Origin of the sequence: Roseiconus lacunae (genome assembly GCF_008312935.1) — a bacterium.
Classification (GTDB): Bacteria; Planctomycetota; Planctomycetia; order Pirellulales; family Pirellulaceae; genus Stieleria; species Stieleria lacunae.
Genome location: NZ_VSZO01000007.1, coordinates 191,020 through 212,323, shown reverse-complemented (window position 1 = coordinate 212,323; position 21,304 = coordinate 191,020). Strand labels below are relative to the sequence as shown.

The following is a 21,304-nucleotide window of genomic DNA, read 5'->3' as shown; positions in this document are numbered from 1 at the left end:
GGATTAATCGACACCACACCATCAGCCACCAACGCTTGTACCGGGTTTTATCGTCGGTTGAATTTCTAGCCGATTGAGGAAGTGACTCTAGAGCTTGAATAAAGCTGGCTTTGCAGGCAAGGTCCGGTACCTGTGGAATAATACGTGGCGACCGCCCGGTTCGAGCCGGTCGTCAAGACGATCACTCAAGAGGAAGTTCAGAACTCGATGTCCATGATTACGCCGCGGGGCCCCGCGTTAAGAATCTGACTTCTGCCAATTTCGGCTCGTTCTTCCCAGGAGTCATGGATGTGACCGCAGACTACTAGCTTTGGCTGTTTTTCCGAAACGCAATCCCGGATCGCCTGGCTGCCGCGAACACGCTGCGAGGAATCTTGGTCAACAGTATCGATCGGTGGCGAATGTACCACCAGCACCCCTGCCGAAGGACAATCTTGTAACAAGTCTCCAGCTTGTTCCTCGTCAAAGTCGTACGACCAAGCCCCGAAAGGTGTCACTGGAATTCCGCCTCCAACCCCCCAAAACGAAACACCGTCGATTTCACAGCCCGATCCATGCAACACGGATGCAGATTCCCAGATCTGGGCCGCGTCCCGAAGCTCGCCGTATGTCTCGCCGTTGCCCGGAACCAAGATCGCCGGCTTGGTGATATCTTGCAACACAGAAAGCGTGTCGCTCAATCCGGCGTGCCGATTCGCAAAGTCGCCGGCGCCGATAATGACATCGACTTGGTCAGATAGCCGGACCAAACGCTCAGCGGCATCCACGCTGCGGTGCAAATCACTAAAACAAAGAAACCTCATTTTTGTCTCTCACCTTAGATCACTTCAAGGATTTCAGTGAAGTTGTTCGGGCGTTGTGTGTATCGGAAATACATCGGCCCCCATTCCACCGATCAGCAACAAGACGCCGATTGCCTTCGGTACACAAACGTAGCTAAAAAGTACCATACCGCATGCTGCTAATACTTCGTCAATATTTGAAATGAGGTTTAGCCGATTGGCGTCAACCACGGATCCAATGCAATGACCGGGCCCAAAGCTCGTCGACAGACAAGCCGCCTCCAAACATTTTATCGAGATGGAGCGTCAATTACTTGGCAAGCTTACCGGCTAGTTTTCGATCGCGACCAAGTATTCCTGCCGCCCCCCATTTTCGTTCACCCCGGTGCGTAAATACAGCCGATTACCGACTGCAACGGGCGACGCGAAGATTGAATCGCCCGTCTTGATATCGGCGACCAAATCGAAGCGTCCCGGTTGGGCTTTGACTAGAAATACCTGGCCCCTCTCGGTCGCAATGACCAAGTGACCGTCGGCAAGCAGCGGTGAGGCGCTGATTCCGCCGCCGAATAAGCGGCGCTTCCACATTTCCTTGCCGTCTTGAGTGCGCCAACAGTAGGCGACACCGCTATCGGCGACCGCGAAGACGTAATTGTTCACCGCCAGCAGCGACTGTTCATAGCACATCACTCGATTGCTCCAGAGCATCTGGTGACGTCCACCACCGGCAACGCACCAGGTGCCCGCCTCAGGATTGCCGCCGCTGACCATGACACGTTGATCGTCCCAAACGACGGTCCCACAAATCGCTTCGGTCGTCGTCGGAACGCTCCAGAGCTGTCGACCGGACTGCGGGTCGTAGCTGTTGAACTGCCCCGCCCCGCCGATCAACATCTGCTGCTGTCCCGCGATTTCGGTGATCGCCACGGAGGCAAAATTTAGGTTTTCAGGTCGCGGTATCTTCCAAACCTGCTTCCCCGTGGCACGATCGAGCGCATAGATGCCACTGTCTGGTCCGTCATATTCGGCGGCGATGATAATCAGGTCCTCGAACAGAACCGGACTGGCACCATACCCGAACTGGAATGCGGACGGGGTAAAGCTGCACACCCGATGCCGCCAAATTTGTCGACCGTCTGGGAAAATCGCCGTCACCACTATGGAATCGTCGGTGTGAAAGGAGGCGAATAGGTGTTCTCCGTCAAACGCCATCGTCGGCGATGCATAAGAATTGTTCGGATGGATTCGCGCCGGCAACGTATTGCGGTGCATCACGAATTGGTCGACCAAGTGCCCAGTAACCCCGTCGATTTTCAGGACCGACTGTGTGCCCTCATCCGCGTTGGCCGTCGTCAAGAACAGGCCGGCCGGAGTAACGATGGGCGTTGAGTGCCCTCGTCCGGGGATCTTGGTTTTCCAAGCGATGTTCTCTTTCGTGTCAAAATTCCATTGTCGCGGCAGCGTGACCGAATCATCGGCATGGTTATCCATCGCTGCGCCTCGCCATTGGGGCCATAGACCGCTATCGTCAGCCCGACCGGTGAGCACCGTTCCCCCTGAACAAACGATGGCGATGACAACCAGAGCGAAACGTTGCGTGATCGGCGCAGTTGGGTTTGACGCAAAAATGCTCACGTTGACCTTCGATGAAAAGAGGGGAGGCAAAATGGTACCGAAAGTATGACCGAACCAGCGTCGTTTTTCGAGTCCGTCCGAACTGGGTAAAAACGACGTGCCTTAGCGATCGATTCGTTGAACGATACCCGCAGAGGGGCCAAGCGTAGGTGCGTACGCGAGTCACCGATCACATGTTACATTGTTGACCAGATGTCCCTCTTTCACTCACAAGGCAAAGTTCGAAATGCGCGCAGGAATCGTTGGCGTTGGTTTCATGGGTTGGATCCACTACCTCGCTTATCAGAAGAGCCAACAAGCGGAGTTGGTCGCGTTTTGTAGCCGCGACGAAGGCAAACGCTCCGGCGACTGGCGCGGCATCCAAGGCAACTTCGGGCCTCCCGGGGAACAAATCGATGTTTCTGGCATGAACGTCTATGATTCACTCGACGCGATGTTGCTAGATGACTCTATTGACTTGATCGACATTTGTTTGCCGCCTGCACTGCATGCGGAAGCGATCGAGAAATCGATTGCGGCCGGGAAAAAAGTTCTCTGTGAGAAACCCTTGTCGCTCAGTGCTGAAGATGCGCTCCGATTGGCAAGTCTTGGCGAGCCAGGCGATGTCATGGTTGCGCATGTGTTGCCCTTCATGCCCGAGTTCGGTCTGCTGGTCGACGCCAATGCCGATGGCCGGTACGGCAAGCCAATCGCCGGACGCTTCAAACGGACGATTTCACCTCCGGACTGGATTCCGGATTTTTACCAACTTGATTCTGTCGGCGGACCGCTGATCGACCTACACGTACACGACGCTCATCTGATTCGTGTACTGTTTGGGATGCCTGAGTCGGTTGAGACTGCCTGTCTGCGTCGGGACGGGGTCGCCAAACTTTACGAAACGGTATTTCGTTTTCCTGAAGGCTATCCAGTTTCCGCCGGTGGTGGCGTGATCGATACGCCCGCGCGTGGATTCACACATGGTTATGAAGTTTCGTTTGAAAGGGCAACGATTCAATTTGAGTTTGCCGCGTATGCCGACGGAACCAACGCTACGATACCACTCGTGATCCTTCATCAAGACGGGACGGTCGAACGTCCGGAATTCGGTGGCAGCGATCAAATTGACAGTTTTGTAAATGAAATTGATGCTGCGGCCAAAGCAATTGCTACCGGAGAAGTGTCGCCACTGCTGGACGGAAAGCTAGCCGCCGATGCCATTCAAATCTGCGAATGGCAAAACGCCTAGTCACCCCGGACGCATCGCCAAAGGCATCAGGCTGCCGGTGAAACAGCCTGAGCACAGTAGGCTACTGAACCAGTATTGCGCCTAGTGCATAGTCCCATTTGAAAGTACGGGTTAGAGTCATCAGCCGACGGGCGTTGGTCCCGGTTGATGCACCGAAACCGTATCGGTTACGCTGCAACAAATCCGCTTGGCTTGATAGCTCGTGTCGCGATGAACGTGTTCATAAAACGTGAAAGTGGATCCGAATCGGAATCATCGTAGCGATCCTCATAGAACCCAGTCAGCATGAAACCTGCTTCAAGTTGGCCGCCGATCTGATCATCGAGGGTGTGACCAAACTCCAATGGCGATCCGGACCGAATCAAAGCTTCGACATGGGCTTCGTCTTGGTGATCAAGATCGGAGTACGGAAGCGAGTAACGGACCTCAAGATTTCCGTTCTCTTTCCTTTCGTCATCGAAGAGGTAGCGAACTGGATTCGTGAAACCAGCCAGCAAGATGCCGCCTTTTCGCAGTACCCGATAACATTCTTTCCATACGGGTAGAATGTTCGGCGTGAAAACGTTCGAGCAAGGATGAAAGACAAGGTCGAATGATTCTGATCTAAAGCACGAAAGGTCGGCCATATTGCCTTGGACTAGCTTAATTTCCAAACCTTCTCGTTCAGCGACCAATTGATCCTGTCCCAACTGATTCGGAGAGTTGTCGAGTACGGTCACGTCTGCCCCGGCGGCTGCCAGGACGGGAGCTTGTTGACCTCCAGCCGACGCCAAGCAAAGGGTGCTCGTGCCGTCGAGCGGAGGAAACCATTTCGTGGGAACAGGAATGGTGGGGGTCAATACAATACTAAATTCACCATTCTTCGCCCGTGCGATCACATCAGAATCAACCGGCTGAGTCCACCGGTTACCGTCCTGAACCGCCTTGTCCCATGATTCTCGATTGTAATTTAGAACGTCGTTAATACGCATTGCTTGCTCCGAATTGTCAATTTACCAACGGTTCGCATCGATGCTCATCCCCGCAATCCGCAGGTGTTTCGCTCGATTGTTGATTGCGTGTTCTCGGTAGTGAGAGCGGCTAAACACCAGTGCTTAATCAAAGAAGACTGCCAACCAAAGAGTGGGCTTGGTCGATGATGTCCGTTCGACGCGATGTTTTTGGTGTGCCTTGATCAAACAATGATCGCCTTGCCCCAAGTGCAGTTGATCGCCGTTTGCAAAAATGAGCTGTGCTTCGCCGCTTAGAACGACGACCCATTCATGCTGGTCTTGGTCATACCATTCACCCGCCGGGGTGCTCTGTCCTGTCGACACGATTCGTTCTATCCGAACGTTTGATTCATCGACGATCACGTCGATAAGTTCAGCAGGCAAAGAGTCGGGAATGTTTTGGAAAATATTTCCAGTCGAAAGATCGCTCATCAAAATTTCAGTTCCTTAAAGCCAACAAACTTGACGCGCCGCTCCAAATGCATCGCCACGGCGAGACACAACCGCATCTCGCTAGCCATCGCCATTGTGCCTCACTTGTCGACTATATCACCAAGGCATCAATCCAGTACGAATCAAGTATTAGCGGAACTGCGTTCGTCAAGATGTCATCGCTATCACCGGATGCCCGCCTCGGGGACATCGCGAATAGTACCGAAAGGTAATGCCAGTCCGAGAGCAACACTGTGTTTTCGACAGACTGTTTGTTCAACAAAACCGCTCCGTCCCTGAATCGCTTCGGAGGACCGCGGGTTGCCTCGGGAGTAACCGATGATTTAAGCCGTAACGAGCCCCCGAATTAATAGGGTGGCCACGGTCACTCCTCTTCGTCCCATGCATTGATTTTTTCGCGGAATGCTTCGACTCTCGCTTGCGCCGGTGCGGTGTCGAAATAGTCTTCGAACCGTACCACCAAACCGCCTTCGATTCGAAACAGCAACGATAACCAAGTCAGCTCACTTGTGTCGCTTCCCTTGATTCTGCCAAATTCAGTACCGTAGGCGACGACTTCGTTGGCGTTGGTATAGTATTTCAATGTCAGAGCGTTTTTATCGGGCCGCTCGAGCAAACCGAAGAAGCGGTCCAAAAATTGTTGGAGTCCCTCCGGCCCTGAGTAATTGCCCGCAAATGGGATCCGCGTCTGATCGCCAGCGATGAACACTTGCAGATCATCGCTGATCAAGTGACGTACCTCGGAGATCATATTCTGCTCGTGCCAGCGATAGGCTTCGACAAATTGCCGAGCGATCGTCTCTGGGTCGCTGCATAGCTGGGATGCACAGACTGATTCTGCCCCGTTGCGACGTAGCGTGTCAGCAATTGCAACTAGGCTTGAGTACCGGACTCCCTTTCCCTGTTCCGTTTTCCCGATCAGTCGGATGGAATACCCGGTCGCCTTGGCGAGTTGAGCTTGTGTCAATCCACAGGACTTCCGCACCTGTGCGATATGAGCCCCATTGGGGACAACGATGTCAGAATCATTCATACTTCGTCGACGGTGTGAATCTAATTGGAGCCGCAAGCGAAAACTGGTGGACGGCAATTTGAGTGGCGTGCAATGTTCAGTCCGCTGATAAGTTCGCTGCCGAATGTACGACACGCTTCGTCGTCTGGGACGATTTTAGAAAGGAAAGCCGCACGGACTGTTCTCTCAGTTCGCTTAGTCGGCACGCAATCGGCATTTTGACGGATTATTGACCCGCCGCAACACCATCAAGCTTGGATCGACTGTCAGATTCGTTATCGTGCGTTCATGGTCCTTTGAATCACACACTTTTGTGAGATGTTTAATTCATGTCCCTGCCTCGCCATGTGCTCAGACCATGGTCACGCTTGAGGTAGTCTCCAGTGCTCTTGTGCGGTCTCGAAGAGCACGGTCGCAAAGAGTGCAATTTGAAATCACTTAATCGAACCATCGAATAACATGACTACGGAGGCATTCAACTTAGGCGCACAGTTGCCAATAACACTGGAATTAACGCACGCTCCCGAAACGTTGCATCAAAGCGTGCGCGGCGTGATTGAAGGCGATGAAAAACTGATCCGTAGCGTCACCGAGAAGATTCGATTTGGAAAGCCCCCACTGCCGCGATCTTGTGTCGAAGGCGTTGATATGCCACTTGTCCTGATAGCTTGAAAGAATTTTGTGGGGCTGGCGTTCTGACTTAACGTTCGTACGTTCTCATTCTCCCGCGGTTTCCGTTATGCTCGATAAGGCAATGGTGATCATCGCAGTGAGATTCATGTTAACGCCAACGCATGAGATGTTGGATTCATTACTCGAAATTGGATGACAGACAGCAACAATGATTCGTTTCTATTTCTCTCTCATCTTATTCACGCTGATTCATTCAGTATCTGGCCTCGCCGACGAAATTGTGTTCAAAAGTGGCCAGACCATGAACGCGACGGTCGTCAAATACTCCAACGGAACTGTTACGATTCAAAAGTCCGATGGATCAGAAATCAATGGCCCTATCAGTCGGGTTGAAAGTATTCGCTTCGGCGATTCGAAAGCATCCGGCTCAGATCACGGCGACGATACGCCGAGAGCCGTAAAGCGAGACATCTTAGCCGCCATCGCGAACTACAAGGGGCAGATCGATCAATCTAAACGCCCCGGGGCGATCGTTGCGATGTATCTCGATACGGAGGATCGTGGCGGAAAGACCGAAAGAAATCGGGTTGAGTACCGTTGCTATCGCGGCGGCGGGTATTCGGGAATCAGAAGCGCGCCTCTACGACAGGCCTGGACCACATTCGAATTCATTTCCAGCCCTGAAAGAGAAGGACCTCGTCGGATTCAGCTCGACCCCGGTCCGCCGTATAAGACTAAGCAAATCGACGTCAACGTCAAATCGGGCGAGGTCACCAACCTTGGTCGTATCGTGTTCGAGAAGGTCCAAGCGGACGGTACCGCCAGTATTTTTGGGATCGTGAAAGGGGCAGACGGAAAAGCAATGCCGAACGTATCAGTCACAGCAGGAAGTCAACGGACCATCACCGACAGCAACGGCAAATATCAGCTAGACGGATTCGGACTAGAAAACGTCTCACTCAAAGCCAGCCAACCAGGTTTCTACGGAGGCGATGGCAAGGTTTCGATTCGAGACATGAGCCGACGTGAGATCGAGCAGGACCTGATTCTTTTCCGGCCGATGCGGATCAAGTTTCGTTATGTGATCAGCGACAAGAAAAGCACTTCGTTCGAAGGGAACAATGTCCAAGAAGGCAGTTTTGTCGTGACCGCCGACTCAGTTTTTAAGCAGCTCAGTGAAGAATACTTTTCTTCTCCATCGTTCCGGGAATTTGCCAAGGACGTGGGTTTGCGATTTTCGCACTATTCAGGTCGGTTAGCGATCGACAACTTTATGGCGCCGATCTACTACCAAGTTGCCGACTCCAACATCCCATTTGAATCGATCCAAGGCGTTGGTAATTTCAGTTCTCAACATGGCCCGGCACTGGAGCAAGGTGTAACGATCCTCATCCGCGGCTTCCGCGATAATAGCCGATCGGGAGTTTCCGATTACTGCGTTAAGCTGCTGGTCGAAGAAATGACTCCGATTCACTGACATCGTATGTTTGCAGCACTAACCAGAAAGTTTGACACCCAGTCGCAATAACTCGAGCGCTGCTTCCGCCGCTTCCTCGCCCTTGTTGCCGACTGTACCGCCACTGCGCTGCAGGGCTTGATCGAGTGTATTGCAAGTGAGCAGCCCAAACCCAATTGGCTTTCGGGTCGTCAGCCCAAGTTGCATGATCGCATCACTAACCGAACGATTGATGTGCTCGTCATGAGTCGTTTCGCCTTTAATAACACAACCGAGGACGATCGCGGAGATCACATCGGTATTCTCCAAAGCGTTCGCACAGACAAGCGGAAGTTCCCACGCACCGGGAACGCGAACGACGCTGACGACATCGCTTCCGTAGCCTGCTTCTTCGAGCGTTTTCAGGCTACCTTGGACCAGCGAATCGCAGATGCTTTCGTTATAGCGACTTGCGACGATGACAATCTTACCGGTGGGGAGTTGACCTTCGATTCCGGTCACTTCAGTCGACATCCTTCACACTCATCAAAAATTCGGCATTGTTTTGAGTTTTTGTCAATCGCTTGACGAGGTCTGCCATCGCATCACTCGGTGACACTTCGATCATCGCACGACGCAGCGACGAGATCCGTTGGTACTCGTCTTTATCGAGAAGCATTTCTTCGCGTCGCGTTCCGCTACGACTGATATCGATTGCCGGCCAAATCCGACGCTCGACAAGACCACGATCGAGGACGATTTCAAGGTTTCCGGTCCCTTTAAACTCTTCAAAGATGACATCATCCATCTTGCTGCCGGTATCGACAAGTGCCGTCGCCAGAATCGTCAGTGATCCACCTTCTTCGGTTTTACGAGCGGAGCCGAAGATCGCCTTGGGCTTTTGCATCGCGCCGGCATCCAGACCGCCGGAGAGCAGTTTTCCGGTTGATTCGCCGTCACTATTGTGGGCTCTCGCAAGCCGGGTGATTGAGTCGAGAAAGACGATGACGTCGGTCCCCGATTCGACCATTCGTTTCGCCTTTTCGATCACCATCTGAGCGACTTGGATGTGCCGCTGGGCGGGTTCATCAAAGGTGCTGCTAATCACTTCGCACTGTGGGCCGCGTATTTCGCGTTCCATGTCGGTGACTTCTTCCGGTCGTTCGTCGATTAGCAGGATAAAGACGTACGCTTCGGGATAATTGTGCAAAACCGCTCGAGCCATGTTTTGCATCAGTATCGTTTTTCCGGCCCGTGGAGGACTGACAATCAATCCTCGTTGCCCGAACCCGATCGGGGTCAGCATGTCCACGATTCGCGTGGAAAGTTCATCGTCGGCATGTTCCATCATGATCCGTCGATCGGGATGCAACGGGGTTAACTCTTCAAACGGAATCGTCGAACCGCGTTGCGAGGGATCGCGACGATTGATTGCTTCAATCCGCAGTAGCGCGAAGTAGCGTTCATTTTCTTTCGGCGGTCGGATTTGTCCGGCGACGTGACTTCCGGTTTGCAATCCGAATCGTCGAATCTGGCTGGGCGAAACATAAATGTCATCGGGACAGGAAACATAGTGATGCTTACTGCTTCGCAAAAAACCGAACCCATCGGGCAAAATTTCCAGCGTGCCTTCGCCATACATCAAACCGCCTGCTTTCATGCGGTTTTTCAAAATGCCGAAAATCAATTCTTGTTTAGGAATCTCCGCCGGGTCCTCGATTCCTTCGGCGGTGGCGAGGGCCACGATGTCCTCTTCGCCCATCGCCTGCAGTTCGGCGAGCGACGTTTGGGGACCGCCTTCACCGGAGGGAATGCCGACACGCTTGCCGACCTTCGTCGCTTCACTGACGATCTCTTCTGGCAGTGAAAGCGGATCCCGCTCGGCGTCGAGTTCACGAATCCGTTGATCGACAACTTTGTCGGGGTGACGTTGCACTTGGCGACCGCGTTTGCCCGGATATCCTCGGGAATTACTATGGCGTTTGTGCATGCGGTCATCGCCGCGGTGGTTTTCGCCCGAAGGCCCTTTCGATTGCATGATTCTGGGGGCGCCCATGGGACGCTAGGGAAGAGAAGGAGCGGGGATTGTCAGCTTTCGCTGGGTGGGATGAAGGGAAAAGGTCTCCCGGAAAATCAGGAGTCGACTCATACGATTTCAACGCGAGCTTAGCGAATGTGATCCGCGCCGAATAAAACTGATCCGATGGTTTTTGTCGATTCCAGACTTCCGTGGCCGAAAAATTGAAAAGGTTTACGTGACTGGGCACTGAGGCATCTATCGAAAAACTGCGAACTGATTCGCCAGCGTTGGCCTGCGTCATTGCCCCAGCAAAACTGAAGCCGCATCCGGCGCCGTCAGATCGCCAGCGAACGTTCAGCGGTTTTCGAATAGGTGTTAATAGTCTAGTCGATCGCTACCCACACAGTCGCCGGACGTCGACCTTTACGCCGAATGATTTCCTACGCATGTCAGATTGAATTGGGTCATCCCGTCCCCTTTTCGATCGCATCCGTGCGTCAATCATCTAGCGGATTAGTGATCGCTCTAGTCCGAAAGACAGTGTTTCTTATGCCCTTCGCCGGCAGGGTCGGGGCGCAGTTTTCCGGACCACTGATTCATTTTAGCGAGCTTCAGCCATTGTCGATGGAGATTTTCGTGCAAAGCCTCTAAGGTCGAATCATTCCACATAACATGATCACTGAGCCGACATTTCGTCTCTATTGCGAGTTGACACTTTTCGCGACGTTCAAGTTCACTGCGGTCCCAACGCCGGTTTTCGATCCGATCTAACCGATTCTCTAGACTCGCATGAACGCACCAGATTGCGTCACAAGCCAGGTCCCAGCGGGATTCAAAGAGTAACGGAACGTCCAATAAAGCAACCGGCTTTCCCGTTTCCGCAGACTGCTCGATCCGTTCAAGAATGCGTTGACGCGTCGGAGGATGAACGATCGATTCGAGATAGCGAAGGTTGTTGCGTTTTTGTTCATCTTCGCCAAACACCAGATCGGCGATTTTGGCGCGATCAACCTCGCGCGTCGATTCGGGGGCGGTCGCCGGCAGCAAGATTGCCTCGCCAAAACGTTCTACCAATTGAGCGAGAACGTCGACATCAGCCAAACAATCTCGGGCGATCAAATCAGCATTGATCCATTCGGCGCCCAGCCCGGCCAAATATTTCGCCGCGGTCGACTTTCCGCCAGCGGGTGATCCGACGATTCCAAGAATAATCATGGCGCCAAAGCGGACTTAGGGAACGCAAACAACCAAACTACTTTTGATACAGCCACGCAGCACAGGCCGGGCATTCGATCAAAAAGCCAAGGCGGATACGATCGATCATCTGTGTCGTTAGAATCTGATTGCATCCACCGCACGAGTCATCTTCGATCGGCGCGAGCGCTTCGTCTCGCCGTGACGCGGTCAGCCGCGTGTACTCTGCCTTGACCGATGCTGGAATTTGCTTTTCGGATGCGACGAGTTCATCTCGCACGTGATCGAGGTCGTTCTGGACAACTTTCAATCGTGATTCGACTTGTTCGGTTCGCTCTTGCTGCTCTTTGATTTTTTCTTCGAGTTCTTTTTCCGCTTCCGTGACGGCTTCATTGAGAACGTCGATTCGTTCGAGACCTTCGAAGATTTCGTCGCTCTGCACACTGTTGGCCTGTTGATCGGCGGCGATTTGCTCTTTCAACAGGTTGAACTCCTTGTTGCTCGAAGCGGTATTGAGCTTCGCTTTCAAGTCTTCGATGTGATCCTCTCGCGATTTGAGTTGCAGTTGTTTCTCATCACAGATCATCGTCGCTGACTTGACATCGTCGCGGGCTTTTTGAACCTGCGTCTTGCATTGATCGACAATTGCTTCACCCGCTTTGATTTGCCTTGGTCCACGTGCAAGCTGCGACTCAAGATCGTTGACTTGAAGGTGAAGGGAGTGAAGTCGTCGCAGGAGTGCACCGTCAAACTTGGTGTTCTTGTCTACAGCCATGAAGAGATAGCGGTTCTGGGGGTTTAGGCAAACTGCCTCGAGGCGTTCGCGTGATGAACCACGTCATGATACAGCGATGATCCTCCGATCAGAAACCCGGGGGAAAGTCATCGTTTTCGGAACGCAAGATCGGGGTTTGTCGAAGGTGGTTTGCCAGTGGAATCCGCCGCACCGTCCCTTTGGGGCTAAAGAACTGCTCGCGTTCGGACTGACTGAGGCGGAAGTACCGGATCTCTGAGGGGCGTTCCCAATTCGCCAAGGGAGCGATCGCACCACTCACCCGATCCGTGATCTGTTGAAGGCTCTCCTCAGCAATCGCGGTCGTTTCAATCCACAACCTCAACTTGCGCCCGGATTCGTCGAGCATCAGCAGGCAACTGCGGATCGCCGGGATCGCTGCGACTCGTTTTTCGATCATCAGAGGATCAATCGTGTAACCGCTCGTGAGCGTCAGTCGGTCGTCAGCTCGCCCGAGAATCTGCAACTGTTCTGTTCGCGGACATTTCCGAACGACGTCACCTGTATTGAGCCATCCTTCGGGATCGATTCGCTGCTCAGTTGCTATCGCGTCATCCAGGTAACCGCTCATCAAACAAGGACCACGGACAAATAGCCGATCATGTGAGTCGATTCGATGTTGCCAACTTTGAACAATTTTTCCGGCGTGACCCGGTATCGAATCCTCACGTGTTTGGCTGCTGATGACCGGTCCCGATTCGGTCAGCCCGTAACCTTGGATGACACTCACCCCACGATCCGTCCAGCGACGGAACTGTTCACCGTCCATCGCCGCCCCGCCGCAACCGAGCATCTGCAATGATTCACATCCCGTGGTATCATCCAAGATCCGCTCCGAAAGACTGGGCACAACGTTAACCACTGTTGGTTGGAAACGTTCCGCCATATCACGCCACCCATCGTAGCCGCGCGCGATCGCTAGCGTGCTACCGGCAAGTAGCCAAGTTCCTAGGTCACAAGTTCTCGCATATGCGTGACCGATCGACAAAACTGTTAGCCTTCGGTCGCTACTCGTTTGCCGAGCCGCCGATAGTTTCGCATACGCGTTGCAGCATAATGCGCGGTGCGAAAGCACCACACCTTTCGGAGATTCGGTCGTTCCACTGGTCCACAGGACCAACGCCGGATCATCCGGTGACGGCGTTGGCCATTGACAGTGAAATTCTTGTAACCGGTTGGCTCGCTCAATCGTTTCCTGTTTTTGAACTTGATTCAACCAAACGCCACCAACCTGTGCACGGCATTGCCGCACGTAATTTTCGCCCGCGGCGCTATCGATAGGGACTTCCACTAAGCCGGCGCGGGCACATGCCAATGCGATGACTACATCAGATACACGGTTCGTCACCTCGTGAACGATTCGCCGATTCATCCAGCCGGCTGTGTCCTTTAGAAGCCACGCCGTTTGGGTGACCAACCGGTCAAGTCGCTTCCAAGAGAGTCCGTCCGGATGGTCGCACCATTCAAGACGGTCGCAGAACAGGTCACGAGTGCAGAACAGAGCAAGACGCGAGGTATGATTCGTCGCGTTAAAATGCAAGGCGTCATCAAGACGGACGACACGCTGCGTTGGCGACATTGTGTATCATCGAGGGGGGACAGAGAAACGGGTGTACTGAGAAATATCAGAACAATGATCGTCACGGCAATGCTCGGTGAACTCGCCAACCGAGAACCGCACCAAAAAACGATGTGGCAATCTGCGAAACAGCGGTGATCTGAACAGCCCTGTATTGTGCAGGAACAGCGGGAACGCTGGCATCCTTCAATGGCGTCCCACAATGTAGTCTTCCGAACAAAACCTTCAAACAGCAGGGGCGGTACTTTGACCGGCAGATCAGCGTTTGACTTTTCCCAGCTCGCTGGCCCCCTCTTTCGAATGAGGTTGGTGATCGCCTCCGTCCTCGCCTTGGGGGTGATCCAGCTACCGAAATCGGTCGCCGAGGAGCTATCCGCCTACCAAGACAATTTGAACATCATCGAAGAGTTGATTAGCAGTTCTTGTCTGGATTGTCACACCGGTGCGGACGCCGAGCGTGAATTCCGGCTCGATGATGTCATCGAAGATTGGAAGGATTCAGTCCGATCGGGGCAGACGGGGCTCGAACGTGATGCCGCAATACGTTTGGAGCAGGCCCTACGGCGTTTCTCAAGTCATCAAATGCCACCGCCCGAATTTGGACGCATCGATGAAGCCGAGTTTGTCACGGCGAAGCTCGCTTGGGAATCGCTGTTAGCGGATCGCGCGAAACAGAATCCATTTGCGGGTCAGTCGGCCCAGATCCGTCGCATGACGCGAACCGAGTATCGGAATGCGATCAGGGACTTGTTTGACTTGAAGGTCGATGTCACGCAAGTTTTGCCGCCGGATTCGTCAAGTGGCGGCTTTGACAATATCACGGTCGACGACCTTTCACCGTTGTTGCTTGAACGATACCTGACCGCAGCTACGAAAATCAGTCGCCTTGTCGTTGGTGCTAGTATCGACCAGCCGTTGGGCCTAACCGTTCGCGTCCCCGCTGACCTGACGCAACAAAACCATGTTCCCGGATTGCCACTGGGAACAAGAGGTGGTGTGGTGTTTGACCATCACTTCCCGCGTACCGGGAGTTACGAAGTCAGTGTGCGGCTGATGCGTGATCGTGATGAAAACATCGAAGGTATCTACGAGCCTCATCAAATGGATGTGCTATTGGATCGTGAGCAAATTAAACGGTTCGAGTTGAAGCCGCCGAAGGGACGACAAGGGCACTCTGAATACGATAAGCACCTGCGGTTTCGTATCGATGTCCAACGGGGCAGTCACCAAATCGGCGTGACCTTCGTTGAAAATGGTACGTCGTTGCAAGAGATTAAGCGACAGCCTTTTGACGCCAGTTATAACCGCCACCGGCATCCACGTCGCACCCCCGCGGTCGCCGAAGTGAACGTGATCGGGCCGTTTCAAATTCAAGCGTCCGGCAGCGACATCGTGCGTTGCGGTCAATTGTCTTGGGAACGCGTCCCAAATGATCCGGTCGATGAAGCTCGGCAAGTACTGACGCGGTGCTTGCGTATTGCCTATCGACGCCCCATCGACGAAGTCGACCTACGCATCCCGATGAAGCACTTCGACGTTGCGTATCAAGAAGGCGCTAGATTCGCGTTCGAACAAGGATTGGAAGCCGCGTTGACGTCCGTGCTTTCGAATCCGCATTTTCTTTTGAAGACCATCGCGCAACCGGAAACAGTTCACGGCGGAACAGTTTATCCGATCACTTCGAACGAACTCGCCAGCCGGTTATCGTTCTTTCTGTGTAGCAGTCTTCCCGACGAGACGTTGTTAAGAACCGCCGAACAAGATCGGCTTGTTTCAGATGCCGAACTCGAACGTCAGACAAGGCGATTGCTCGCGAGCGACCGCGCCGAATCGTTGGTTGAAAATTTTGCCGATCAATGGCTGTACCTGCGCAACTTGCCAACGATCACGCCCGATTTACGGCGATTCCCAAATTTTGATCACAACCTTCGCGAAGCATTTGCCAGCGAAACGAAATTGTTGTTTGCCGATGTGATCGAACGAGACGCGAGTGTGCTCGAATTATTGGATCCCCCGCACGCGTTTTTGAACGAAAGGTTGGCGTCGCATTACGGAATCCCCGGAATTGTTGGAGACCATTTCCGCCGTGTCACGCTATCGCCCCAATGGCATCGAGGCGGATTGCTGCGCCAAGGGAGCGTGCTGATGGCGACGTCATACGCAACGCGAACATCCCCGACCATTCGTGGTGCATGGGTCTTGGAAAATATTTTAGGGACGCCACCGCCACCGCCACCGCCAAATGTCCCGACGATTCAGGAGAAATCGGGACATGTAGAACTCAGTTTTCGCCAGATGTTGGCAAAACACCGGAATGATGCCGCCTGCGCAAGTTGCCATGACCTGATCGACCCGGTCGGTTTTGCGCTCGATCGGTTTGACGCGGTAGGGCGGTGGAGCCAAATGCGAGAGGGACAAACGATCGACGCGGAAGGTCGATTGCCCGATGGCACCATTGTCGATGGCGTTGAGGCACTCGAACAGGGTATAATTAAACAGCCAGAGCTTTTCGTGACCGCCTTGACTGAAAAACTCATGACGTATGCGCTTGGTCGACCGCTGACTGAACTCGATGGCCCTGAAATCCGCAAGATCGTCCAGCGGGCAGCGGAAAACGGATACCGCTTCTCCGATCTGGTCTGTGGAATTACCAAGAGCGTTCCGTTTCGATACCGAACGGCGGACTAAAGAACCGACGTCGCTTGTTGTGGGTGCACTCGCTGTCGCCTTCAACTAGCCGTTGTCAATAAGTTCACACGCCGCACACGAACCGAACTCCTCCCCGAGGTTGAATCATGCCACCAGTCTCCAAACGGCCATTGTCACGACGGACGATTTTGCGTGGCAGTGGCGTCGCAATGTCGTTGCCAGTCCTCGATGCAATGCTGCCTTCGGTGAGTGCGTCAACGGTTTCAAGGGAACCGAATATTCGTCGAATCGGGTATTACTACGTCCCGATGGGATACCATCCAGACGCATGGACCCCGAAGGGCTCCGGCGGGCCGCTCGCAAAATTGACTCCCAGTTTGCAACCGTTGGAATCGGTAAAGGAACAGTTATTGGTGATGACTGGGTTCGATCTGCAAAACGCATACCCAGGTTCACACGCGACAAGCAATTCCGCGTTTCTGAGTGCCGCTCGAGCGAAACTAACCGAAAGCACTGACTATTATTTGGGGACGACCGTCGATCAAATCGCGGCGCTCAAGATCGGCCAGGATTCGCCGATGGCTTCGCTGGAATTGGCGATGGATTCGGTCAATACGGTCGGCCAGTGTGATAACGGCTACGCTTGCGTTTATCAAAACAATCTGTCCTGGTCATCGCCAACAACCCCCTTACCTGCCGAGTCGCATCCGCGATTAGTTTTCGAGATGCTGTTCGGCGATGGCGGAACGCCCGCCGAGCGACTTGCACAGCTGCATCGACGAGCGAGTTTGTTGGATTCGATCACAAGCGAAATGAAACGCTTGACCCAACAATTGGGAGCGAATGATCGCAACCGAGTCGACGACTACTTGACCAGTATTCGCGAGGTTGAGCGGAGAATTAAAAACGCCGAAGACTCGGCCCAAGACAACCCGCTGCCAGATCTCGATCGTCCCGTCGGAGTACCGGCCGCTTACGCCGATCATGCACGTCTGATGTTCGAGCTTCAAATTCTGGCGTTTCGCGGCGAAGTGACGCGAATTTCTACATTCCAACTCGCCCGCGAAGCGAGCACTCGAACCTACCCCGAAATCGGTGTTCCCGATCCTCACCACCCCACAACACACCACGGAAACAACCCGGACAAGCTAGCGAAAGTCGCCAAGATTAATCGCTTCCATGTATCTCTATTCGCCGAGTTCTTGGAGAAGCTCGCTAAGATTCCTGAAGGCGATGGCACGATGCTGGATCATTCGCTGTTCCTTTATGGCAGCGGCATGGGAGACCCTGACGCGCACGACCACGCAAATCTGCCGATTCTAGTCGCGGGCGGCCAAGCCGACGGACTTCGCGGAGGGCGTCACATCCAGTATGACAATCCGACGCCGCTTTCGAATCTTCACCTGACCCTCCTCAATCATGCGGGCGTTCCGCTGGAAACGTTTGCCGACAGCACGGGGCAACTGAAAGATCTATTCGAACCGGTCACGCTCTAATCATTTGTCCAGATCACCGATCGGGGAATGGCCGATGACGATCGTTTCACCTGAACACGTGGCACTTTAACCTCTGAAATCAGAAGTTGCCGGCTAGCGTTCGCCACGGTCTCGGTGCAATCAATGGGGCTAACGCACGACGGCTGATGGGCCGCCCGAGACCTTCGGTTCCAGACGGAGCACTCAGAATAGCGGTAGCGTGAGTCCGGTCACCCGATCAGGTGTCGATCAAGTCATCGGGAGAAAGAATTGGAGTCGCATTTTCCTCAACTTCTTGTTTCTCTCGCCAAGGTTTCTTCGCCTTGTATTGGTCGAGTTCTTCTTGCAGTTGATCGATTTGTTCATGCCCCTGCTCTTTGCCTGTCTCGACCGCTTTGGTGCTCCACTGCACCGCATTCTCAAAGTCGCCGTTTTCGGCGTATGCGGCGGCAAGAGTGCTGAGGATGTGAGGCAGCGATTCGTCGGTCAAATCGACTGCTCGTTTCGCCATTTCGACTGCCTTCTTACCGTCTCGAATGCTCTCTTCCGGGCTGGTGGCTAAAACCCAGGCCAAGTTATTTAGGATGCCTGGTAGTTCACGAGCGGATTCGTCTTCGCCGATGATTCCGATTGCCGTTTCATAATCCTCGATCGCTTTTTCATGCATCCCAGTGTTGAGATAAGCATCGGCGCGAGTCCGAAGGGCGCCGATGTTTTTCGGATCACGATCGAGAATTGTCGTCATCAGTTCGGCGGCTTGGCGCGGACGATCGTCGGAGATGTACAGCCCGGCGAGTTGCAATTGCCACCCCATATTATCGGGGTTGCGTTCGATCAGCGTTTTTAGCTCGTTGATCGCGTCGCTCATTCGGCCCTCTTCCATGGCGATCATGCAGCGGACCGCGATTGCCTGTTCGATCAGTGCGACACGTGGATCGATTCGTTCGGCGGCTCGTAAGTCGTCCTTTGCGCCTTGTACATTTTTGTTTCCGATCGCTATTTCGGCACGCTGAAGGAGCGAAATGGGATCACGTGGTTGGATCGCTAATGCTTTATTCAAATCCGCGAGCGCTTCTTCCTCCTTGTTTTCCATTCGGTACAAGATGGCTCGCATTCGATAAAGCCCTTCGGTCGGGTTGGCTTCCAGGGCTTGCGTGAGCAACTTCAGTGCGTCATCCAACCGTTCAAGTTCGGCGAGTTTCTGAACAACTGGTTCGACCAAGCGATTGTTCGGGTCCTGCTGCATCACCCGCTCCATGTCTTCGATCGCCCCGGCGACGTCTTCTTCCTGCAGCTTTAGTGCCGCCCGAGCTTGGAGCGCTTCGAGGTTCTTGGGATCGTCTTTGATCGCCGAGTTCAAGTCTTCCAGCCGTTTCTCTTCGTCACCGGCTCCCCACGCAAGTGCACGCAGCACATAAGCTGCACTTCGTTCGGTGGGGCGATCTTTAAGAATCTCGATCGCTCGAGTGGCCGATTCAGTAACGGCTTGGCGGTCACCGCCGGGAAGCAGGTTCAGTTGTGCGATGAGCAGATGTGCGTCGACAAGTTCTGGCTCGTTGGCCAACGCTTCTTCAAGCGTTCGCAAAGCTTCGTCGCGAATTGGGACAATCCGCGGCCGGGGAGCCGAACGCATCGCGGCAACAATTTGCTGGGCCTTTTTGAACAACACAGAGCCCAACATCTTTTTGGCAAATGCGGCGTTCTCGCCCGTCAGTCCCTTTTTCATCGCTGATTGCAGCAACAATTCCACACGCCGCAGCTCGGCCGGTTGCTTCGCATCGATCCCCAGAATCGCTGCCTCGTCCAAATCTTCCTGCCCGGCATCGGTGCCGTCGACTTCGTTTGAAGCTTGGTCGTCGGACGTAGCGGCATCGGCTACTGGCGTGGCCTGATCGTCCGGGGAAGCGTCTTGAGCGGCAACAGGAATCGCGGTGAAGGCCAAAATTGCAAGGCCGGTCACCATGGGAAGAGTCGCCAGGGACTGAATCGTCCCATGGATTTCTTTTAGCAGTCGAAACATCGTCGCAAGTCTCGTTCAGGGATTTCAAGCGTAACCCCTGTATTATGACGTGCTCGTCAATTGGTGCGTAGACCGGAAGGCCTTGTCATGGCCCGCTAGCGAAAAAAACTCGGCTGACAGAGCCACCCGCTACGTTGTGGTGCCCCGCCGAAGCCCGCCGATTGGAGTTGGTCGATCATCCCTTTGACCTGTGGCAAGATATTCGAACAAGACGATCGGTTGGTCAAATTAGCCGGATGATTGAAAGCGACTATGAAACCGGTGCCGCCTCTTCGGCGACTTCCTCGTCACGCTCATACCGTTCAAGTCTCCGCTCAAGTTCTGTGCAGCGGTCCTTCAATGCAAGATGAGCGTCATAAAAGCGATTGAAGTCGTCCGCCGTCTCCTGCCAGAAATCCCCCGGTCGGAAACGCAGTTGAGTCGCCGAGCCCCCATCGGCAAGCTCACTCATGATTGCCCGCAAACGCAGCATCGGACCGGCGAATCGGTGACTGAGTTTCACAACATCCCAAATGTACACCGGCATTAGCACAAACATGAGTGCTAGTAAGGGACCTTGGGCCGCGTATGATCGCGCGATCGCTTGAGTCAATGAAACACCATCGGGCGTGAACGCCAACTGCACGAAAACGCCAATGACCATCAGCGTTAAGATCGCGAGGCACCAATGCACCAACATCCGACGGATAATCGCGAACTGAACAGGACGATCGACAAGAAACCTTCTTCGATTGGACATCACGAAAAATCTGTTGGAGAGATACGAAGTGCTGACCGGTGACTGCTGTTAAATCCGCTGTTTGTACTCGGCCCACCGGGATTGTTTCACGGCGGAAATTTGACAGCTCTGATTGTGTCGAGTCGAACTCTAAAGCCGACCATGGAGAGCTAACCAGTAACGCTAGCTCGCAAACAGTGCCCCCGACGTAGGGGACCGCCCGCTTTTGCTTTTCTTGACTCCCTGAGCTGCGTGCAGCAACCCGCAAAGTCATGCCAGACAGCACGACCCTGCCCGCCCTCGCGGTGATAGGGGCTTTTCATTCCTCACGGGTTCGACCGAAGACACCCAAGGTGCCGATTTTTCCGATCAGCCGCATGCTTCAACCGGCCAAGAAAATCGCCCAATCAAGATGACCTATGGACGCCCGCTCGAATATCAAACGGACTGCCCCGGCGAAAAAACACGAGCCATCGCGTTCAAACGCCGTGGCTTCTAGCGTTAGGTCACGTTTCCTAAGGCGAGCCCTGCTGCTGGGACTTGCGACATGCGTTGGAGGTGCCGCCTCGGCAGACGGACCTGGAAAACTGCAGCACATCGGTCGGATTCTCGGTGTCGGTTGGGGAGATGGCTACCACACTTGCCCCAATTGTGATCGCCACTCTTCACACGGAAATTGTGACCCG

18 protein-coding genes are annotated in these 21,304 nt (G+C 53.9%); 5 read left to right on the top strand and 13 right to left on the bottom strand.

Annotation, left to right across the window (positions count from 1 at the left end; translation table 11 throughout):
- Window positions 1-197 precede the first annotated feature (197 nt).
- Together FYC48_RS10925 and FYC48_RS10920 are read right to left on the bottom strand one after the other, a co-directional pair.
- Window positions 198-803 carry a metallophosphoesterase family protein gene (locus FYC48_RS10925; protein ID WP_149496742.1) on the bottom strand — a complete coding sequence of 202 codons (606 nt, stop codon included), beginning with the start codon at window positions 801-803 and terminating at the stop codon, window positions 198-200.
- 309 nt (window positions 804-1,112) lie between these two features.
- On the bottom strand, window positions 1,113-2,273 hold the full coding sequence (locus tag FYC48_RS10920) for an outer membrane protein assembly factor BamB family protein (RefSeq protein ID WP_149496869.1): 1,161 nt from the start codon (window positions 2,271-2,273) through the stop codon (window positions 1,113-1,115).
- 370 nt (window positions 2,274-2,643) lie between these two features.
- Between FYC48_RS10920 and FYC48_RS10915 the strand changes: the two genes are divergently transcribed.
- Window positions 2,644-3,645 (top strand): Gfo/Idh/MocA family protein, encoded by a 1,002-nt coding sequence (locus tag FYC48_RS10915; RefSeq protein ID WP_149496741.1) that lies wholly within the window; start codon window positions 2,644-2,646, stop codon window positions 3,643-3,645.
- A gap of 167 nt (window positions 3,646-3,812) precedes the next feature.
- On the opposite strand, the gene FYC48_RS10910 is transcribed toward FYC48_RS10915, so the two are convergent.
- From FYC48_RS10910 to FYC48_RS10900, 4 genes are all read right to left on the bottom strand, one after another.
- Window positions 3,813-4,616 carry a class I SAM-dependent methyltransferase gene (locus tag FYC48_RS10910; RefSeq protein ID WP_149496740.1) on the bottom strand — a complete coding sequence of 268 codons (804 nt, stop codon included), beginning with the start codon at window positions 4,614-4,616 and terminating at the stop codon, window positions 3,813-3,815.
- Between the two features lie 123 nt (window positions 4,617-4,739).
- Entirely contained in the window at window positions 4,740-5,069 is a 330-nt protein-coding gene (locus tag FYC48_RS10905; protein WP_149496739.1) for a cupin domain-containing protein, read from the bottom strand.
- Between the two features lie 112 nt (window positions 5,070-5,181).
- Window positions 5,182-5,349: a hypothetical protein gene (locus FYC48_RS27745; protein WP_160149456.1), complete on the bottom strand. Its 168-nt coding sequence runs from the start codon at window positions 5,347-5,349 to the stop codon at window positions 5,182-5,184.
- Window positions 5,350-5,454: 105 nt separating this feature from the next.
- Entirely contained in the window at window positions 5,455-6,123 is a 669-nt protein-coding gene (locus FYC48_RS10900) for a helix-turn-helix domain-containing protein (RefSeq protein ID WP_149496738.1), read from the bottom strand.
- 438 nt (window positions 6,124-6,561) lie between these two features.
- Between FYC48_RS10900 and FYC48_RS10895 the strand changes: the two genes are divergently transcribed.
- Together FYC48_RS10895 and FYC48_RS10890 are read left to right on the top strand one after the other, a co-directional pair.
- Complete coding sequence (locus FYC48_RS10895; RefSeq protein ID WP_149496737.1) at window positions 6,562-6,774, top strand: hypothetical protein; 213 nt, start codon at window positions 6,562-6,564, stop codon at window positions 6,772-6,774.
- 262 nt (window positions 6,775-7,036) lie between these two features.
- Window positions 7,037-8,212, top strand: coding sequence for a carboxypeptidase-like regulatory domain-containing protein (locus tag FYC48_RS10890; RefSeq protein WP_160149455.1), 1,176 nt, complete (start codon window positions 7,037-7,039; stop codon window positions 8,210-8,212).
- Between the two features lie 18 nt (window positions 8,213-8,230).
- Here the strand turns inward: FYC48_RS10890 and ribH are convergent, their stop codons facing one another.
- From ribH to FYC48_RS10865, 5 genes are all read right to left on the bottom strand, one after another.
- On the bottom strand, window positions 8,231-8,704 hold the full coding sequence (gene ribH, locus FYC48_RS10885) for a 6,7-dimethyl-8-ribityllumazine synthase (RefSeq protein ID WP_149496735.1): 474 nt from the start codon (window positions 8,702-8,704) through the stop codon (window positions 8,231-8,233).
- Window positions 8,694-10,160 carry a transcription termination factor Rho gene (rho, locus tag FYC48_RS10880; protein WP_261345065.1) on the bottom strand — a complete coding sequence of 489 codons (1,467 nt, stop codon included), beginning with the start codon at window positions 10,158-10,160 and terminating at the stop codon, window positions 8,694-8,696. The genes ribH and rho overlap by 11 nt, the downstream gene beginning before the upstream one ends.
- Before the next feature lie 555 nt (window positions 10,161-10,715).
- Complete coding sequence (coaE, locus tag FYC48_RS10875; RefSeq protein WP_149496733.1) at window positions 10,716-11,405, bottom strand: dephospho-CoA kinase; 690 nt, start codon at window positions 11,403-11,405, stop codon at window positions 10,716-10,718.
- A gap of 37 nt (window positions 11,406-11,442) precedes the next feature.
- A complete protein-coding gene (locus FYC48_RS10870) occupies window positions 11,443-12,159 on the bottom strand; it encodes a zinc ribbon domain-containing protein (protein WP_149496732.1) in 717 nt (238 codons plus the stop codon).
- 88 nt (window positions 12,160-12,247) lie between these two features.
- On the bottom strand, window positions 12,248-13,756 hold the full coding sequence (locus FYC48_RS10865) for a class I adenylate-forming enzyme family protein (protein WP_149496731.1): 1,509 nt from the start codon (window positions 13,754-13,756) through the stop codon (window positions 12,248-12,250).
- A 309-nt stretch (window positions 13,757-14,065) separates the two neighbouring features.
- Here FYC48_RS10865 and FYC48_RS10860 point away from each other — a divergent pair, with 309 nt between their 5' ends.
- Together FYC48_RS10860 and FYC48_RS10855 are read left to right on the top strand one after the other, a co-directional pair.
- Window positions 14,066-16,444: a DUF1592 domain-containing protein gene (locus FYC48_RS10860; protein ID WP_235034198.1), complete on the top strand. Its 2,379-nt coding sequence runs from the start codon at window positions 14,066-14,068 to the stop codon at window positions 16,442-16,444.
- Between the two features lie 107 nt (window positions 16,445-16,551).
- Window positions 16,552-17,901: a DUF1552 domain-containing protein gene (locus tag FYC48_RS10855; RefSeq protein ID WP_149496729.1), complete on the top strand. Its 1,350-nt coding sequence runs from the start codon at window positions 16,552-16,554 to the stop codon at window positions 17,899-17,901.
- A 217-nt stretch (window positions 17,902-18,118) separates the two neighbouring features.
- Here FYC48_RS10855 and FYC48_RS10850 read toward each other — a convergent pair whose 3' ends face one another.
- A complete protein-coding gene (locus FYC48_RS10850; protein ID WP_149496728.1) occupies window positions 18,119-19,900 on the bottom strand; it encodes a tetratricopeptide repeat protein in 1,782 nt (593 codons plus the stop codon).
- A 250-nt stretch (window positions 19,901-20,150) separates the two neighbouring features.
- Window positions 20,151-20,639 (bottom strand): hypothetical protein, encoded by a 489-nt coding sequence (locus FYC48_RS10845; RefSeq protein WP_149496727.1) that lies wholly within the window; start codon window positions 20,637-20,639, stop codon window positions 20,151-20,153.
- Window positions 20,640-21,304 lie beyond the last annotated feature (665 nt).

What these genes read in the sequence shown, in the direction of transcription:
- FYC48_RS10910 (WP_149496740.1), bottom strand. Translation starts at nt 4,616, where the DNA reads ATGCGTATTAACGACGTTCTAAATTACAATCGAGAATCATGGGACAAG.
- FYC48_RS10895 (WP_149496737.1), top strand. Translation starts at nt 6,562, where the DNA reads ATGACTACGGAGGCATTCAACTTAGGCGCACAGTTGCCAATAACACTG.
- FYC48_RS10850 (WP_149496728.1), bottom strand. Translation starts at nt 19,900, where the DNA reads ATGTTTCGACTGCTAAAAGAAATCCATGGGACGATTCAGTCCCTGGCG.
- FYC48_RS10915 (WP_149496741.1), top strand. Translation starts at nt 2,644, where the DNA reads ATGCGCGCAGGAATCGTTGGCGTTGGTTTCATGGGTTGGATCCACTAC.
- FYC48_RS10870 (WP_149496732.1), bottom strand. Translation starts at nt 12,159, where the DNA reads ATGGCTGTAGACAAGAACACCAAGTTTGACGGTGCACTCCTGCGACGA.
- coaE (WP_149496733.1), bottom strand. Translation starts at nt 11,405, where the DNA reads ATGATTATTCTTGGAATCGTCGGATCACCCGCTGGCGGAAAGTCGACC.
- FYC48_RS10890 (WP_160149455.1), top strand. Translation starts at nt 7,037, where the DNA reads ATGAACGCGACGGTCGTCAAATACTCCAACGGAACTGTTACGATTCAA.
- FYC48_RS10925 (WP_149496742.1), bottom strand. Translation starts at nt 803, where the DNA reads ATGAGGTTTCTTTGTTTTAGTGATTTGCACCGCAGCGTGGATGCCGCT.
- FYC48_RS10865 (WP_149496731.1), bottom strand. Translation starts at nt 13,756, where the DNA reads ATGTCGCCAACGCAGCGTGTCGTCCGTCTTGATGACGCCTTGCATTTT.
- rho (WP_261345065.1), bottom strand. Translation starts at nt 10,160, where the DNA reads ATGCACAAACGCCATAGTAATTCCCGAGGATATCCGGGCAAACGCGGT.
- ribH (WP_149496735.1), bottom strand. Translation starts at nt 8,704, where the DNA reads ATGTCGACTGAAGTGACCGGAATCGAAGGTCAACTCCCCACCGGTAAG.
- FYC48_RS10905 (WP_149496739.1), bottom strand. Translation starts at nt 5,069, where the DNA reads ATGAGCGATCTTTCGACTGGAAATATTTTCCAAAACATTCCCGACTCT.
- FYC48_RS10855 (WP_149496729.1), top strand. Translation starts at nt 16,552, where the DNA reads ATGCCACCAGTCTCCAAACGGCCATTGTCACGACGGACGATTTTGCGT.
- FYC48_RS10845 (WP_149496727.1), bottom strand. Translation starts at nt 20,639, where the DNA reads ATGTCCAATCGAAGAAGGTTTCTTGTCGATCGTCCTGTTCAGTTCGCG.
- FYC48_RS10920 (WP_149496869.1), bottom strand. Translation starts at nt 2,273, where the DNA reads ATGGATAACCATGCCGATGATTCGGTCACGCTGCCGCGACAATGGAAT.
- FYC48_RS10900 (WP_149496738.1), bottom strand. Translation starts at nt 6,123, where the DNA reads ATGAATGATTCTGACATCGTTGTCCCCAATGGGGCTCATATCGCACAG.